Origin of the sequence: Corynebacterium sp. AOP40-9SA-29 (assembly GCF_052377405.1) — a bacterium.
Taxonomy (GTDB): Bacteria; Actinomycetota; Actinomycetes; order Mycobacteriales; family Mycobacteriaceae; genus Corynebacterium.
Window position 1 is genome coordinate 338,068 of the sequence record NZ_JBQSWR010000001.1, and the last position, 15,061, is coordinate 353,128.

A 15,061-nucleotide genomic window follows, 5' to 3' on the forward strand; every position below is an offset into this window, starting at 1 on the left:
CGATACGGAGTTCGCAGTGAGCTAACTGGTGAAGCAACGATGCACTTCTCCTGGTACACCGAAGGCCTCCTGGTCCCTCGAAGTGAGTAAACATTCACCCACCACGATGGACCAGGAGGCCTTGCCTATGTGCCGTTCCCCCGGGGCGATAACAACCGCCCCGGGAAGTACAGCCAGATCGCCTAGAGCAGCAGCTCCGCGATCTGGATGGTGTTCAACGCCGCGCCCTTGCGCAGGTTGTCGCCGGAGACCACGAGGACCAGGCCACGGCCGTCCTCCACCGACTGGTCCTGGCGGATACGCCCCACCAGGGACGGGTCCACACCCGCGGCAGCCAGTGGTGTGGGCACGTCCGTCAGCTCCACACCCGGTGCCGCTGCCAGGACCTCCTCGGCACGCTCCGGGGTGATCGCGGAATCGAACTCCGCGTGCACCGTCATCGTGTGCCCGGTGAACACCGGCACGCGCACGCAGGTGCCGGCAACGGGAAGCTCCGGGATGTGCAGGATCTTGCGCGACTCATTGCGCAGCTTCTGCTCCTCATCGGTCTCCCCGGAACCGTCGTCCACGATGCTGCCGGCCATCGGCAGCGCGTTGAAGGCAATCGGGGCCACGTACGGTCCGAAGTCCTCGACCTGCAGCGCCGACCCGTCGGTCGCCAGGTTCTCCAGGACCTCCAGGTTGGCCCGCACCTGGTCGGCCAGGGCCTTCACGCCTGCCAGACCCGAACCAGACACCGCCTGGTAGCTCGACACGTGCAGTCGCTTCAGACCGGCCTCACCGTGCAGGGCTCCCAGCACCGGCATCGCCGCCATGGTGGTGCAGTTCGGGTTGGCGATGATGCCCTTCGGCACGTCCTTCGCGTCGTCCGGGTTGACCTCCGAGACGATCAGCGGGACCTCCGGGTCCTTACGCCATGCCGAGGAGTTGTCCACCACGGTGGCGCCGGCCTCCACGAAACGCGGGGCCTGCACCTTGGACGTCGCACCGCCGGCAGAGAACAGGGCCACGTCGATGCCACGCAGGTCCTCCGTCGAGGTCGCCTCGACGTCCTCGACGACGACACGTCCGCCGTTGAACTCGATCTCGGTACCCGCCGAGCGGGCCGAGGCGAAGAAACGCACAGCGTCCAGCTTGTCCAGCACGGCCGGACGGTTCTCCAGGATGTCACGCATCACGCGGCCGACCTGGCCGGTGGCACCCACAATCGCGAGGGTCGTCATGGTTTTCTCGGTATCCCTTCTACCGGCCGGTGCCGGCGTAGACGGTGGCATTTTCCTCGCCACCGAGCTTGAAACGCTCGTGCAGGGCGGCCACGGCCGCGTCGAGGTCGGTGTCGCGGATCAGCACGGAGATACGGATCTCCGAGGTGGAGATCAGCTCGATGTTGATGCCCGCGTCGCGCAGCGCCTCACAGAAGTCCGCGGTCACGCCGGGGTGCGACTTCATGCCCGCTCCCACCAGCGACACCTTGCCGACCTGGTCGTCGAACAGCAGCTGCCCGAACTTCTGGTGCTCCTCGGTGCCCTGCAGGCCCTTGAGCAGTTCCACGGCGCGCGGTGCGTCCTCCCGCGGGCAGGTGAAGGTGATGTCGGTCAGGTTGTCCGCCAGCGACGACACGTTCTGCAGCACCATGTCGATGTTGATCTCCGCGTCCGCCAGGGTGCGGAATACGCGGGCGGCCTCGCCCGGCTTGTCGGGGATGCCGAGCACGGTGACCTTCGCCTCGGAACGGTCGTGGGCGACACCGGTAAGGACTGCTTCTTCCACGGGGATATCCTCCAAAGAGCCGGACACCAGGGTGCCGGTTTCGTTGCTGAATGATGAACGGACACGAATCGGGACGTTGAAGGCGCGGGCGTACTCCACGCAGCGCAGCATCAGGATCTTGGCGCCGACGGCGGCCATCTCCAGCATCTCGTCGAAGGAGATGGTGTCCAGCCGCTTGGCGTTGGGCACGATGCGCGGATCGGCGGTGTACACACCGTCGACGTCGGAGTAGATCTCGCACACATCGGCCTTCAGTGCGGCGGCCAGCGCCACGGCGGTGGTGTCCGAGCCGCCACGGCCCAGGGTGGTGATGTCCCGGGTCTCCCGGTTGACGCCCTGGAAGCCGGCGACGAGGCAGATCTTGCCCTCGTCCAGCGCCTCGCGCACCCGGCCCGGGGTCACGTCCACGATGCGGGCGTTGCCGTGACGCTCCGTGGTGATCACCCCGGCCTGCGAGCCGGTGAAGGACTGCGCCTCGGCACCGAAGGAGTCGATGGCCATGGCCACCAGGGAGTTGGAAATGCGCTCACCGGCGGTGAGCAGCATGTCCATCTCACGGCCCGGCGGCACCGGGTTGACCTGGTTCGCCAGGTCGAGCAGGTCGTCGGTGGTGTCACCCATCGCGGAGCAGACCACGACCACGTCGTGGCCCTGTTTCTTGGTCTCTACGATGCGCTGCGCCACGCGCCGGATACGTTCGGCGCTCTCCAACGACGATCCGCCGTACTTCTGCACGATCAAGGCCACAGTTCCCAGCTCCACCTTCCCGTGTTGACGGGATAACTCGTTATAATTGCTCAGACCTCACCAGCGTACCTGAGGCTTCACTACTCCCGGAAGCCGGTGTCATAGGTCACTTTCCGGCAACGACCACGGCGTGACTACCCCACCCGACCGGCAGGTCCGCCACTCCGGTGAGCCCCGCCTCCGCCACCGCGGACGCCAGGTCACGGGCCGTGGGCAGACGGTGCCCGTCGACGAGCATGCGGGTCAGGTCCTCCTCGTAGTCGTGGTCCTCCTCCCCGCTCTCGGCGAGCAGTCGGGTAACGATCACAACGCTGCCGGACGGCCCGACGGTCGACGCCGCCTCGGCGAGCAACGTCGGGACGTCCTGCGCGCTGCGCAGTGCGAAGGGATCCAACAGGATCAGGACGCTAGGCGCGCCCAGTGCGCCCGCCGCGCTTCCTGCGTCCCCGGTGCCTTCGGCCCAGCCGCGGACCGCGACGCGGTCCCGGCGCGAGGCGGCGACCTCGCGCAGCACCCGTTCGTGCGAGTTCTCCTCTGACTCCTTGAGGTCGAGCACCGTGACCTTGAGGTCGCCACGAGCGCGGACGAGTTCATCGGCGTACACCGCGGCGGCCACGCCCTCGGACGCTCCGGCCACGGCGACGTGTGTCGGCGCACCGCCGGGCAGTGCGTCCAGCTTCTTCGCCAGCGCCGGGGCGACCCACTGGGCGCGGGTGGCCTCACCGTCGGCGAGGGTCTCGCCCAGGGCGGGATTCTCGGCCCGGACGGATGCCCAGTCGGCCCCGCGCGAGCCGATGGCTGCCGGTGTGCCGGTGCGCAGCGTCTCGTCGAGGTGCAGCCAGGCCAGCGACTGGACCGCCCCCGGCCCGGTCAGGCGTGCGACGACACCCTCCGGGTCGGCGAGCTCGTTACCCAGGGTCGTCAGCTGCACGGTGGGGGTCTCGGTACCCTCCGCGTCGCCGGCGATGGTGAGCAGGTCGAGAGACTGCAGGTAGCGCAGGAAGCGCAGCAGCCGGTCCGGGTCCACCCCGGTCGCCTCGGAGACGGCGGCGAGCGGTGCTGCCGCCCCGTCTGCAGCTTCGGCAGCCACGTCGATGGCCTCGAACAGGGCCAGCCGGGCGGCCGCCTGCAGGGCCAGGCCCGGCGCGATCTCGGTGAGTTCATGGAGCTGCAGGAGCACGGACATGCTCGACGACGGCGCCTCTGCTGCCTCAGCTGCGCCCTCCCCTGCCTCGCCATTCTCGCCCTCCGGCGTAGCCGGCTGCGGGGCCTCGACCTTGCGCCAGTAGCCGGTGACCTGCACATGCTCGCGCGGCACGCCGGCGGTCTTGATGAAGGACCGGACCTTCTTCAGCCGTCCGGCCTCACCACCGGCCCACACGAACGGCGTGCCCTCCGGCAGTGCGGTGTCGCCGGACGCCAGGGCGTCGACCTCCGCGGTGAAGTCCCCGCCCTCGGCGCGCACGACCCAGCGCAGGTCCAGGGTGTCCGCGCAGGCCACCTGGCCCAGGTCATCCTGAATATCGGCGCGGTCCGGAACCTCCACGATGGCGAGCACCCGGTGGCCGGCAGGCACCTCCTCCAGGCAGCGGCCGATGGCCGGCAGGGCGGTCTCGTCGCCGATGAGCAGCAGCCAGTCGGTGTGCACCGGCAGCGAGGCACAGTTCTTCGGACCGGCGGCGTACACCTTGTCGCCGATACCCGCGGTGGACGACCACCCCTCCGCCAGGCCCGCGCCGTGACGGGCGAAGTCCACGACGAGCTCGCCGTGGTCCCCGGCGTCCGGCGACCAGCGGCGCACCGTATAGGTACGGAAGAGTTCGTTGACTTCGGCGGTCCAGTCCAGGCGGCCATCGCCCAGGGAGACCGGGTAGGGACGCTCGGAGGTCTCCGGGTGGGGGAAGATCATCCGCATATCGTCATCGAAACCGTCGGAGACGATGGCCGGCACGGTCTCACCGTCACGCTCGTGGGCGTGCAGCCCCTCGCCACCGAAGACGATGCGACGCATATTCGGGGAGACGTCCTCGACGCCGAGCACCTCCAGCTCGCGCATCGTGATCGGGTAGATGTCGGTGTCGCGGCTGATTCGTGGCACGGCGAAGTGCTCCTCACGTTGGGTGCGGGGGTGGCGGTCAAACCGCTTCGCCACGAGGTTAGCATCACCTGACATACCCCCTACCGGTGGACGGGCGGTGCCGATACGATAACTGAACGTAAGCACCCTTTCGTATTCTCGAGGAGAGAATCACATGTCTCATCTGCCCACTTTGCGCCGCCTGATCGCCGGTGCCGTCGTCGTCTCCGGACTCGTCTTCACGATGGCCGCCTGCTCCGACGACAGTAACGACAGCAGTTCGTCCGACAGCACCGACACCTCCGCCGCGAGCGATGGCGAGTGGCCGCGCACCGTCGACTCGATCAAGGTCGACAACGGCACCCCCACCGATGAGACCGAGGAGGTGGAGATCCCCGCCCAGCCCGAGCGCATCGTGTCGACCTCGGTGACCCTGACCGGCAGCCTGCTGTCCATGGACGCCCCGGTCATCGCCTCCGGTGCCGCGAGCCCGGGACCGACCTCCGACGACAAGGGCTTCTTCAAGCAGTGGGCCGACGTCGCCGACGAGCGCGGTGTTGAGGAGATCGGCCAGTTGGAGCCGGACTTCGAGAAGATCGCCGCCGAGGACCCGGACCTGATCATCGTCTCCGCCTTCGGCGCGGACTCCGCCCCGGACCTCGCCGAGCGTCTGCAGGAGGTCGCCCCCACCGTGGTCCTGGACTACTCCGACAAGGACTGGACCGAGGTCACCACGCAGCTCGGTGAGGTCACCGGTCACGAGGAAGAAGCCGCCAACGCCATCCAGGAGTTCAAGGACCGCGCCTCCGAGGTGACCGAGAACATCGAGGAGCCCGAGCAGCCCGTGCAGTTCATCCTGCCGGCGACCGACGGCGGCGTGAACTTCATGACCGGCGAGTCCGCCCAGGGCCGCATCATCGAAGAACTCGGCTGGGACCTCGACGTCCCCGGCGAGGGTGTCGCACGTACCGACGGCGACTACGCAGGACGCACCGACGTGGTGCAGGTCACCGATGAGAACCTCGACAAGGGTCTGACCGGCCGGACGATCTTCGCCACCAACGCCGACGCCGATAACCCCGTCAGCGAGCAGATGGCTGAGAAGCCCACCGCGCGCAATACCTACGCCGTGGAGAACGACCGCATCTTCGAGTTCAGCGCCGAGACCTTCCGCATCGACTACTACAGTGCGATGGTGATGCTGGACCAGATCGAGGAGTACTTCTCGAATTAGAGCAGAGGTAATAAAGCCCTCTGATACACCGGAGTCTGCAGGCGACTAGTCTGAGTTTCTGATGATGCACAGCAACTTGCTCGCTGTCGTCTTCGCCCTTCTTTCTGCACTCACCGTGGCCTGGGGAACGATCCTGCGCCACCAGGTTGCCGAACAGACGTCGGGCGACCGCGACAACGCCCACGGCACCCCGGTCCTCGCGGCCGTCGCCCGTCCACGCTGGTGGGCGGGCGTCTTCTGCGCGCTGGCTGCCTACGGGCTGCAGATCGTGGCGCTGGGGTTCGGCACGCTGCTGGTCGTCCAACCGGTGCTGGTGCTCTCGTTGATGTTCACCCTTCCCCTGGCCGCCCGTTTCGACGGACGCCGGGTGTCGCGTATGGAGATGACGTGGGCGACGCTGCTCACCGTCGCCGTGGGCGTGGTCGTGGTGTGGGGACGTCCCCTGCCCGGCAGTGACTTCCCGACGTTGGGCACGTGGATGGCCACGCTCGGGGTGGGCGCGGTCGTGCTTCTGGCACTGATGTGGCTGGCCACCCGGCAACGCCTGCGCACCCGGGCGCTGATCCTCGGTGCGGTCACCGGCGCGATCATGGGCTACCTGGCGGTGCTGTCGAAGTCGGTGGTCAATATCTTCAACCAGGAGGGCGTGGCTGCCCTGCTGACCACCTGGGAGCTCTACGGGGTCATCGCCGCGGCGATCATCGGCACGCTGGTCCAACAGGCCAGCTTCAATGCCGGCGCGTTGAAGAACTCGCTGCCCGCCATGACCATCACCGAGCCGATCGTGGCGTTCGTGCTGGGCTACCTTGTGCTCGGCGAACGGTTCCAGGTGGAGGGCGCCCAGTGGCTGATCATGGCCGGGGCCCTGGTGGTGATGATCGTGTCCACGGTGGTGCTCTCGCGCCGCGGCGTGGAGTAATCGGGAAAGGATATCCTCGGCACCATGGACTTTGTCGACCCGTCGATCAGGGCGGTCTACGAAACACTCGACCTGATCGGGGTGGTTCTCTACGGGATGATCGGGGCGATCATCGCCCGCGCCCGCAACCTCGACTTCATCGGCATCCTGTTCCTGTCGATCATCACCGCACTCGGCGGCGGCATGATCCGCGACGTGCTCATCGACAACGGGCCGCCCGCCGCCATGCAGGACATGCGCTACTTCGGGCTCGCGCTGGTCGGGGCGGTGATCTCCACGATGATCCACATGAATTCCCGTGGCTGGGAAATCTTCCGTGTCCACGGCGACGCCGTGGTCCTGGGTGTGTGGGCGGCAACCGGGTCAACGAAAGCCCTGGCCAACGACCTGCCGTGGTCATCGGCATTGTTCCTGGGAGTGTTGACGGTGGTCGGCGGCGGCATGATCCGCGACGTGATGACCGGGTCGGTACCCGCAATCTTCGGCGGGGCGACGTTGTACGCCACCCCGGCACTGCTCACCGCGGCGGTGATGGTCGGGATCAAATCGTTGGACGACTCCGGGGTGGCAGGCGACTTCCCGGTGTTCCTGGTGGGGCTGATCGTGTCCCCCTTCATCGGCGCGGGGCTGATGATCATCGCCTATTGGCGAGGTTGGGTACTGCCTGGCATGCAGGACCTGTCGTGGGCCGCGCAGAAGCGACTACGGCAGCCGATGACGATGGCACGGGCCATGAAACTGCGCCGGATCCGACTGCGGCGACGAGAGGAAGCCGAAGAAGTGGCAGAGGAGAAAGCAGAGGAAGAGGCTAAAGAAGAACGCGAGGAGTGATCCTCAGATCGCGTACTCGAAGCCGATGAGCATCTCGGCGGAGACCCAGAACCCCAACGTGCACCAGAGCACCGCGGCCACCCCGATCGCCGCACCAGCCACGATCGAGACCACACCGGATGCACCGGCAGGGCCAGCCGAGGCACTCGTCCGCCAGCCACGCACCGCCCGGACGACCAGCGGCAGGCACAGCAGCAACACCGGGATCAGCAGCAACCTCGGACGCGAGTGCATGAGGCCGTCCGACCCCAGCACGATGCCCGCCAGGACCACCGCCGGCAGCCACACCTGCCAGGGAATCCACCCTGCCCACAGCATCCCGATCGATGCCACGCACAGCAGTGTCACCAATATGATCGACCAGCTGGAGATCGTGTAGCCGGTCATCTGGCCAGGCAGGTTGGCCGCCAACCATCGCAGCGAGGCCGCCCCCAGATCGAATCCGGAGTGCCAGCCGCGCTCCTGCGCGGCGAAGTAGCCGCCGATCTCGGCGACCGTCCGGTTCGCCCACATCAGATAGGCACCGATGCCCAGGACGCCGAGCAGCGGCGCGGCGACGGCCGACGCCGGGAAACCACGACGCGCAGCGTCCTGCGGTGTCTTTCCTGCCTGCCGTGCCCGCCACCAGCGCCACACCTCGACCGCGGCGGCGACAAAAAGGGTCAGCACCAGTGCCGCGGCGGTGAGCCGGGTCAGCCCGGCGAACAGGGTCAGCACACCAGCGGCGAGGAAGCGGCGGCGCAGCAGGAAGTACAACGCCCACACCGTCAGGGCGGTGAACAGGCTCTCGGAGTAGGGCATCCAATAAACGACACCCATCGGCGCGCCGACGGCGAGCACCGTCACTACGGCAGTCAGCACGACCAGCGTCCTGCGGTCCGGCGGACGCCACAGCTGCACGGCAAGCAGACTGACACCCCAGGCCAGGAACAACGTTGCGATGGCCGAGGTCACGATCGCGGCGATGAAGGTCGCGTCCGCCACGTCCAGCACCGCCATCGGGGCGGCGACGAGGCGCACAAGCACCGGGTAGCCGGGGAAGAAAGCCACCGACTCCCACTGCACCGGGCCGGAGGCTTCGGCGGACATGACGAACCCGGAGTAGCCGTGCTCGGAGATCATCATCATCCACTGGGCGTCCCACTGGGTGAGGACCTCGCGCAGGCTGAGGCCGCTTCGGTTGCCCCGGATGGTCATCACGACCATCTGCACGGCCGCGGTCAGCACCGTCACCACGGCCGAGACCACAGCCGTCACCCGAGCCGTTGTTCTTCGTTCCACGATCGCTCATCCTACCGCCCCACCACCACGACAAACCTGCTCAACGTTAGCCCGGTCACACTGCCCCTTTCCCCGCGTCCGCGTCACCGTGTTACAGTGGTCGCCATGAATAACTCGCGCGCGCAGCTCCTCCTTCTCTGCCGCGGCGGGGTCAGGTTCTGAAAAACCGACCGGCTCCCCGTCGCGGAGTTGAGTCGTGCCGGTCGGTGATGACCATTTTTTCTTTCCACCGATCCAAGGAGCACCATCATGACCCCTTCCGATTCCTTCATCTCCGCCCCCGCCCGCATCTCCACCCCTGCCGGTGAGATCCCCGAGGGACAGAAGACCTGGAACAAGCAGCGTCCCTCCCAGATGCCGGCCCACCGCTACCAGCCGCACTTCACCGAGGTCGAGCGCTTCCAGCTGCCCGACCGCACCTGGCCGGACAAGGTCATCGACACCGCACCCCAGTGGTGCGCGGTGGACCTGCGTGACGGCAACCAGGCCCTGATCGACCCGATGAGCCCGGAGCGCAAGCGCCGCATGTTCGACCTGCTGGTACGCATGGGCTACAAGGAGATCGAGGTCGGATTCCCCTCCGCCTCCCAGGTCGACTTCGACTTCGTCCGCGAGATCATCGAGAACGACATGATCCCGGAGGACGTCACCATCCAGGTGCTGGTGCAGGCGCGTGAGCACCTGATCCGCCGCACCTTCGAGGCGTGCGAGGGCGCGAAGAACGTGATCGTGCACTTCTACAACTCCACCTCGATCCTGCAGCGTCGCGTGGTCTTCCGGAAGGACCGGGACGCGATCAAGAAGCTGGCGACCGACGCCGCCGAGCTGATCAAGGACGTCGCCAAGGACTACCCGGACACCACCTGGCGCTGGCAGTACTCCCCGGAGTCCTACACGGGCACCGAGGTCGAGTACGCCAAGGAGGTCTGTGACGCGGTCATCGAGATCATGGAGCCGACCCCGGAGAACCCGATCATCATCAACCTGCCGTCCACGGTGGAGATGATCACCCCGAACGTCTACGCCGACGGCATCGAGTGGATGAGCCGCCACATCGCCCGCCGCGACTCGGTGATCCTGTCGCTGCACCCCCACAACGACCGCGGCACCGGTGTCGCCACCGCCGAGCTGGGCTACATGGCCGGCGCCGACCGCATCGAGGGCTGCCTGTTCGGCAACGGTGAGCGCACCGGCAACGTAGACCTGGTGACCCTGGGGCTGAACATGTTCACCCAGGGCGTGGACCCGCAGATCGACTTCTCCGACATCGACGAGATCCGCCGCACGGTGGAGTACTGCAACCAGCTGGTCGTCCCGGAGCGTCAGCCCTACGGCGGCGACCTGGTGTTCACCGCCTTCTCCGGTTCGCACCAGGACGCCATCAACAAGGGCATCGACGCCCTGGCGGACTCCGTCTCCCCCGGCCACCACGCCAATGAGATCTCCGAAGAGGACTTCCGCCGCGTGCAGTGGGAGGTCCCCTACCTGCCCATCGACCCGAAGGACATCGGCCGCAGCTACGAGGCCGTGATCCGGGTGAACTCGCAGTCCGGCAAGGGCGGCGTGGCCTACATCATGAAGACCGACCACGGCATCGACATGCCGCGTCCGATGCAGGTCGAGTTCTCCGGCGTGGTCCAGGCCGTGACCGAGGCCGAGGGCGGCGAGGTGAACTCCAAGGCCATGTGGGACATCTTCACCGGCGAGTACCTGGAGCGCACCTCCCCGCTGGAGCAGATCTCCGTGACGGTGGACGGCCCGCAGACCGAGGGGTCGGAGACCAAGGTCACCGCCGAGATCGAGTGGAAGGGCGACACCCGCACCATCCAGGGCCGTGGCAACGGGCCGATCGCGGCGTACTGCAACGCCCTGGAGGCCCTGGGCGTGGACGTGGAGGTCCAGGAGTACTCCCAGCACGCCCGCACCGCAGGTGACGACGCCGAGGCCGCCGCCTACGTCCTGGCTGAGATCGACGGCCAGCAGGTCTGGGGAGTCGGCATCGCCGGTTCCATAACCTACGCCTCGCTGAAGGCCATCACCTCCGGTGTGAACCGCGCGCACTCCAAGGAGCCGGTCGCCCAGGGTGTGCTGGGCGGGGTCTAGTCCCGCCTGAGCTAGCAATGTCATCTGAGTCGTCCCCCAGGTCGCGAAACATAGCGTTTCACGACCTGGGGGACGACTCAGCTGACATCACCGCGGTAAAGGCACCGGTGTCCTTAGCACCGGCGGCTCGACGGAACGTATGATGTCACCCATGACTTCTCCCGGTTCCGGCCCCGACGCCAACCACGGCGCAGACGGTGCCCCGCGCGGCGGGCAGGGCCGTTCCCGGCGTCGCCGCCGCCAGGTCCACCGCCGTTCCGCTCCCCCGTCGGCACGGACCGTCGAGCAGGCCGACAAGAAGGCCGAACAGAAGGCCGAACAGAAGGCCGAACAGAAAACGCAGGACGCTCCGGCCGCCGCGACTACCGCGCCAGCGCAGGACGTGCCGGCCGTGCAGGACGCACCGGCGCAGGTTCCGGCCCAGGTTCAGGCACAGGCCGCGCCGCGTCCTGCCCGCAACCTCCCGAAGACCTTCCACGGCTCGCTGCCGAGCGTGGAGGAGGCACCGTTCGTGGAGATCACGGTGGCGACCTCGGGCATCCACCCCAGCACCTCGAGGATGGTGGCCTTCGCCGCGACATTGCACACCGCCGACGGGGAGCGCGCCGTGTTCAGCGGCAACCGTCCCGCCTCGGCGCAGGCCGACGGTACAGATGGCACAGACAGCACAGACCCCGCCGCGCAGCTCACCGGCTTCGTCCAGCAGATCAACCCCGGCGAGGATCCGGGCCCGTGGCACTTGCACGGCTACACCGAGGCGGACCTGGGCCAGGCTCCCGGTTTCGCCACGGTCGCCCCGCTGCTGTTCGAGCTGATCGACGGACGCACGCTGATCTGCCACAACACCACGCTGACGTGGGGTTTCATCCAGTTCGAGTACCGTCGCGCCCAGCGTGCGGCGAACCGCAGCACCCAGCGCAACAATCCGCGCGGGCGTCGGCGCGGGCAGCGTCGACCGAAGAAGATCTCGGTGCCCACGCCCACGCGCATCGTCGACACCCTGGCCTCGGCCCGGCGTGCCGGAGTCCCGGTCGAGGATCCGCGCCTGCGCAGCATCGCGTCCTACTACGCGACCGCCCACGATCTGGACCTGCCGCAGGACGCCCTGGCGTCCCTCGGCCCGGCGTCCAGCCTGCAGCGCGCCGACGTGCTCGCCGATGAACTCCTGCTCGCCGACACCCGCATTCTGCACCCGCTCTACCTCGCCCAGCGTGAGGCCACCGACGGCGCCGCCGACAACACGCCCGGCGGGTTGTCGGTCGCCGATCCGTCCGACCTGACGGCGGACCGCTTCGGTCTGCAGCGCAGCACGGTGCGGGTGGACGCCACGACCTCGCCGCGTCCCTTCGGCAACCCGGGCACGCCCGACGGGCACGCCCTGCGCCAGGGCATGGAGTTCGTGGTCAGCCCGGATGTGGGCGACGACCCTGACCTGCTGATCAGCACCGCCACGAAGGCTGGGCTGGTGTACAGCGAGAAACTCAACCGGACGTCGAGCCTGGTGGTGTGCAACCGCAGCCACGAGCTGCGCGGCAAGGCGATGCACGGCGAGCGCAAGAACATCCCCCTGTTCACCGACGAGGAGTTCCTCGCCGCACTGGAGGACGTGGAGCCAGGCTCCACCGACATCGCCGTGCCGGACGCCCGGCCGGCGACCCCGCGCATCCCCGCCCCCCAGCGCGGCAAGAACCGTAACCAGGGGCGTAGCCGCAATCAGTCGCGCAATCGCAACCAGTCCCGTGGCAAGAACGGCGGTAAGGGTGGCAACTCCGGCGGCGGAAATTCCGGTGGCGGCGGTAATGGCGGCAACTCCGGCAACGCGGCGAAGGACCCCGCCAAGGACGCAGCGTCCGGCGGCGGGAAGAACAATGGCGGCGGTAACGGCGGCGGTAACGGTTCCGGCCGGTCGTCGTCCCGGCGGCGTCGACGTCGTGGCTCCGGCGGCCAGAAGCAGCAGGGCCAGAAGCAGAACCAGAAGCAAAACCAGAACCAAGGGTGAATGAAGCAATGGGAATGTTGACCTCACTGGCCGTCCGCGCGGCGGACGCCGCGACCTGGGCGTCGAAGAAGACCGGCCGCGGTTCCGGCGGCATGATCGGCGGCCTGGTCGCCAACTTCATCGACCCGAAGCTCATGGAACAGCTCGGTGCGGGACGCCCCTGCACCATCGTCACCGGCACGAACGGCAAGTCCACCACGACTCGCATGCTCGCCGAGGCGGTCCGCGCCCTGGGCACGGTGGCCACCAACGACGGCGGCGACAACATGGACGCCGGCGTGATCTCCGCGCTACTGGCCGGACGGGATCGCGAACGCATCGTCCTGGAGGTCGACGAACTGCACGTGCCGGCCATCGCCAAGAAGCTCGACTGCGATGTGCTGGTGCTGCTGAACCTCTCACGCGATCAGCTCGACCGGGTCGGCGAGATCAACAAGATCGAGCGAGTGCTGCGCGAATGCGTCGAGGCGCGGCCCGGGATGACCGTCGTCGCCAACTGCGACGATGTGCAGGTCACGTCCGTGGCGTGGGACTGCCCGAACGTGGTGTGGGTGTCCGCCGGCGTCGGATTCACCGGCGACTCCACGTCCTGCCCCCGCACCGGTGGTGCGGTGGTGCGCACCGAGAAGCAGGACGGCTCCCCGGACTGGTACGCGGTGAAGCCGCTGGCGGACGGCCGCGAGTTCCGCCGCCCCACGCCCACCTGGACGGTCACGCCCGAGGGGCTGACCACGCCGTCGGGTGAACTGTTGCCGCTGTCGTTGAAACTGCCGGGCAACGCCAACCGGGGCAACGCCACGCAGGCGATCGCCGCGGCGGTGGCCCTCGGGGTGGACGAGACGTCCGCCCTGGCCGCCGCCGAGCGTGTCGACGACGTCGCCGGACGCTACTCCACGGTGAACCTCGACGGCCGCGAGGTGCACCTGCTGCTCGCCAAGAACCCGGCCGGCTGGCAGGAGGCTCTGTCGATGGTCGACCGCGCCGCCGATGGCCTGGTCATTGCGGTGAACGGGCAAGTCGCCGACGGTCAGGACCTGTCCTGGCTGTGGGACGTGAAGTTCGAGAACCTCGACGACCTCAAGGTCGTGGCCGCCGGTGAGCGGTCCTCGGACCTGGCGGTACGCCTCGGCTACGCCGGGGTGGAGCACGACACCGTGGCGGACACCGTCGCCGCGGTGCGCGCCTGCCCGCCCGGGCGCGTGGAGGTGCTGGCGAACTACACGGCCTTCCGTGACCTGCGTAAGGACCTGCAGAAGGAGATCTCCCAGTGACTAAAGAAGCGGCCCTGAACATCGGCCTAGTGTTGCCGGACGTGCTCGGCACCTACGGCGACGACGGCAATGCCCTCGTCCTGCGCCAACGTGCGCGGATGCGCGGCATCACCGCCGAGATCCACCCGATCACCCTGCACGACGGCGTGCCGGAGACCTTGGATATTTACACGGTCGGTGGTGGCGAGGACGTCGCCCAGATCCTCGCCGCCGAGCATCTCGCCGCCGACGGCGCGATGGCGCGTGCGGTACAGGCCGGACGCCCCGTCCTGGCCATCTGCGCCGGCCTGCAGGTCTTCGGGACGTCCTTCCGTGCCTCCGACCGCATGGTCGACGGCCTGGGACTGCTGGACGCGACGACGTCCTCACTGCAGAACCGCACCATCGGTGAGCTGCGCTCGGACCCGAACCTGAAGGGCTTCGGCCTGACCGCGGGTTCGCTGGGTACGGCCGGTGTGCTGACCGAGCCGTTGACCGGTTTCGCCAACCACCAGGGCGCGACGCTGCTGGGCACCGACGCCACGCCGCTGGGGTACGTGACCGAGGGCGTGGGCAACACCGACCCCCATGGGGCGCTGACCGCCGGGCTCACGCCCGAGCGTTCCGGCAAGGAGGTCTACTTCGAGGGCGCCGTGCAGGGATCGATCGTGGCAACCTACATGCACGGGCCGGTGCTGGCGCGTAACCCGCAGCTCGCTGACCTGCTGCTGGCCTCGGCGATGGACACGACGCTGGCCGAGCTGCCGCCGCTGACCGGTGCCTTCGCCACGCAGCTCGACGGCGAGGTCGCGCAGCTGCGTGCGGAGCGCCTGAAGGCGTAGGGCCCGGG

The 15,061-nt window shown here is 68.0% G+C and carries 11 protein-coding genes; 7 read left to right on the forward strand and 4 right to left on the reverse strand.

The genetic code is table 11. From position 1 onward, the window contains the following. Positions 1 to 182 precede the first annotated feature (182 nt). From ACT3SZ_RS01620 to ACT3SZ_RS01630, 3 genes are all read right to left on the reverse strand, one after another. Positions 183 to 1,223: an aspartate-semialdehyde dehydrogenase gene (locus ACT3SZ_RS01620; RefSeq protein ID WP_444616148.1), complete on the reverse strand. Its 1,041-nt coding sequence runs from the start codon at positions 1,221 to 1,223 to the stop codon at positions 183 to 185. A 19-nt stretch (positions 1,224 to 1,242) separates the two neighbouring features. Beyond that, on the reverse strand, positions 1,243 to 2,517 hold the full coding sequence (locus ACT3SZ_RS01625; RefSeq protein WP_444616150.1) for an aspartate kinase: 1,275 nt from the start codon (positions 2,515 to 2,517) through the stop codon (positions 1,243 to 1,245). 106 nt (positions 2,518 to 2,623) lie between these two features. Continuing rightward, positions 2,624 to 4,690 (reverse strand): siderophore-interacting protein, encoded by a 2,067-nt coding sequence (locus ACT3SZ_RS01630; RefSeq protein WP_444616152.1) that lies wholly within the window; start codon positions 4,688 to 4,690, stop codon positions 2,624 to 2,626. A 79-nt stretch (positions 4,691 to 4,769) separates the two neighbouring features. Between ACT3SZ_RS01630 and fepB the strand changes: the two genes are divergently transcribed. The 3 genes from fepB to ACT3SZ_RS01645 all read left to right on the forward strand — a co-directional run bounded on the left by fepB (position 4,770) and on the right by ACT3SZ_RS01645 (position 7,578). Next, complete coding sequence (gene fepB, locus ACT3SZ_RS01635; RefSeq protein WP_444616154.1) at positions 4,770 to 5,828, forward strand: Fe2+-enterobactin ABC transporter substrate-binding protein; 1,059 nt, start codon at positions 4,770 to 4,772, stop codon at positions 5,826 to 5,828. A gap of 61 nt (positions 5,829 to 5,889) precedes the next feature. Further along, positions 5,890 to 6,747, forward strand: coding sequence for a DMT family transporter (locus ACT3SZ_RS01640; protein WP_444616156.1), 858 nt, complete (start codon positions 5,890 to 5,892; stop codon positions 6,745 to 6,747). A gap of 24 nt (positions 6,748 to 6,771) precedes the next feature. Next, positions 6,772 to 7,578, forward strand: coding sequence for a trimeric intracellular cation channel family protein (locus ACT3SZ_RS01645; RefSeq protein WP_444616158.1), 807 nt, complete (start codon positions 6,772 to 6,774; stop codon positions 7,576 to 7,578). A 3-nt stretch (positions 7,579 to 7,581) separates the two neighbouring features. Here the strand turns inward: ACT3SZ_RS01645 and ACT3SZ_RS01650 are convergent, their stop codons facing one another. After that, on the reverse strand, positions 7,582 to 8,859 hold the full coding sequence (locus ACT3SZ_RS01650) for a hypothetical protein (protein WP_444616160.1): 1,278 nt from the start codon (positions 8,857 to 8,859) through the stop codon (positions 7,582 to 7,584). 249 nt (positions 8,860 to 9,108) lie between these two features. Between ACT3SZ_RS01650 and leuA the strand changes: the two genes are divergently transcribed. The 4 genes from leuA (at position 9,109) to ACT3SZ_RS01670 (ending at position 15,053) form a co-directional block, all read left to right on the forward strand. Next, on the forward strand, positions 9,109 to 10,962 hold the full coding sequence (gene leuA / locus ACT3SZ_RS01655) for a 2-isopropylmalate synthase (protein ID WP_444616162.1): 1,854 nt from the start codon (positions 9,109 to 9,111) through the stop codon (positions 10,960 to 10,962). Between the two features lie 151 nt (positions 10,963 to 11,113). Then, complete coding sequence (locus ACT3SZ_RS01660; protein WP_444616164.1) at positions 11,114 to 12,961, forward strand: DNA polymerase III subunit epsilon; 1,848 nt, start codon at positions 11,114 to 11,116, stop codon at positions 12,959 to 12,961. 8 nt (positions 12,962 to 12,969) lie between these two features. After that, a complete protein-coding gene (locus ACT3SZ_RS01665; RefSeq protein WP_444616166.1) occupies positions 12,970 to 14,232 on the forward strand; it encodes a MurT ligase domain-containing protein in 1,263 nt (420 codons plus the stop codon). After that, positions 14,229 to 15,053 (forward strand): type 1 glutamine amidotransferase, encoded by an 825-nt coding sequence (locus ACT3SZ_RS01670; protein ID WP_444616168.1) that lies wholly within the window; start codon positions 14,229 to 14,231, stop codon positions 15,051 to 15,053. The genes ACT3SZ_RS01665 and ACT3SZ_RS01670 overlap by 4 nt, the downstream gene beginning before the upstream one ends. Positions 15,054 to 15,061: the final 8 nt, after the last annotated feature.

Coding starts and splice junctions, on each gene's coding strand:
- ACT3SZ_RS01630 (WP_444616152.1), bottom strand. CDS start 4,690: ATGTCAGGTGATGCTAACCTCGTGGCGAAGCGGTTTGACCGCCACCCC.
- ACT3SZ_RS01660 (WP_444616164.1), top strand. CDS start 11,114: ATGACTTCTCCCGGTTCCGGCCCCGACGCCAACCACGGCGCAGACGGT.
- ACT3SZ_RS01665 (WP_444616166.1), top strand. CDS start 12,970: ATGGGAATGTTGACCTCACTGGCCGTCCGCGCGGCGGACGCCGCGACC.
- ACT3SZ_RS01620 (WP_444616148.1), bottom strand. CDS start 1,223: ATGACGACCCTCGCGATTGTGGGTGCCACCGGCCAGGTCGGCCGCGTG.
- ACT3SZ_RS01645 (WP_444616158.1), top strand. CDS start 6,772: ATGGACTTTGTCGACCCGTCGATCAGGGCGGTCTACGAAACACTCGAC.
- fepB (WP_444616154.1), top strand. CDS start 4,770: ATGTCTCATCTGCCCACTTTGCGCCGCCTGATCGCCGGTGCCGTCGTC.
- ACT3SZ_RS01640 (WP_444616156.1), top strand. CDS start 5,890: ATGATGCACAGCAACTTGCTCGCTGTCGTCTTCGCCCTTCTTTCTGCA.
- leuA (WP_444616162.1), top strand. CDS start 9,109: ATGACCCCTTCCGATTCCTTCATCTCCGCCCCCGCCCGCATCTCCACC.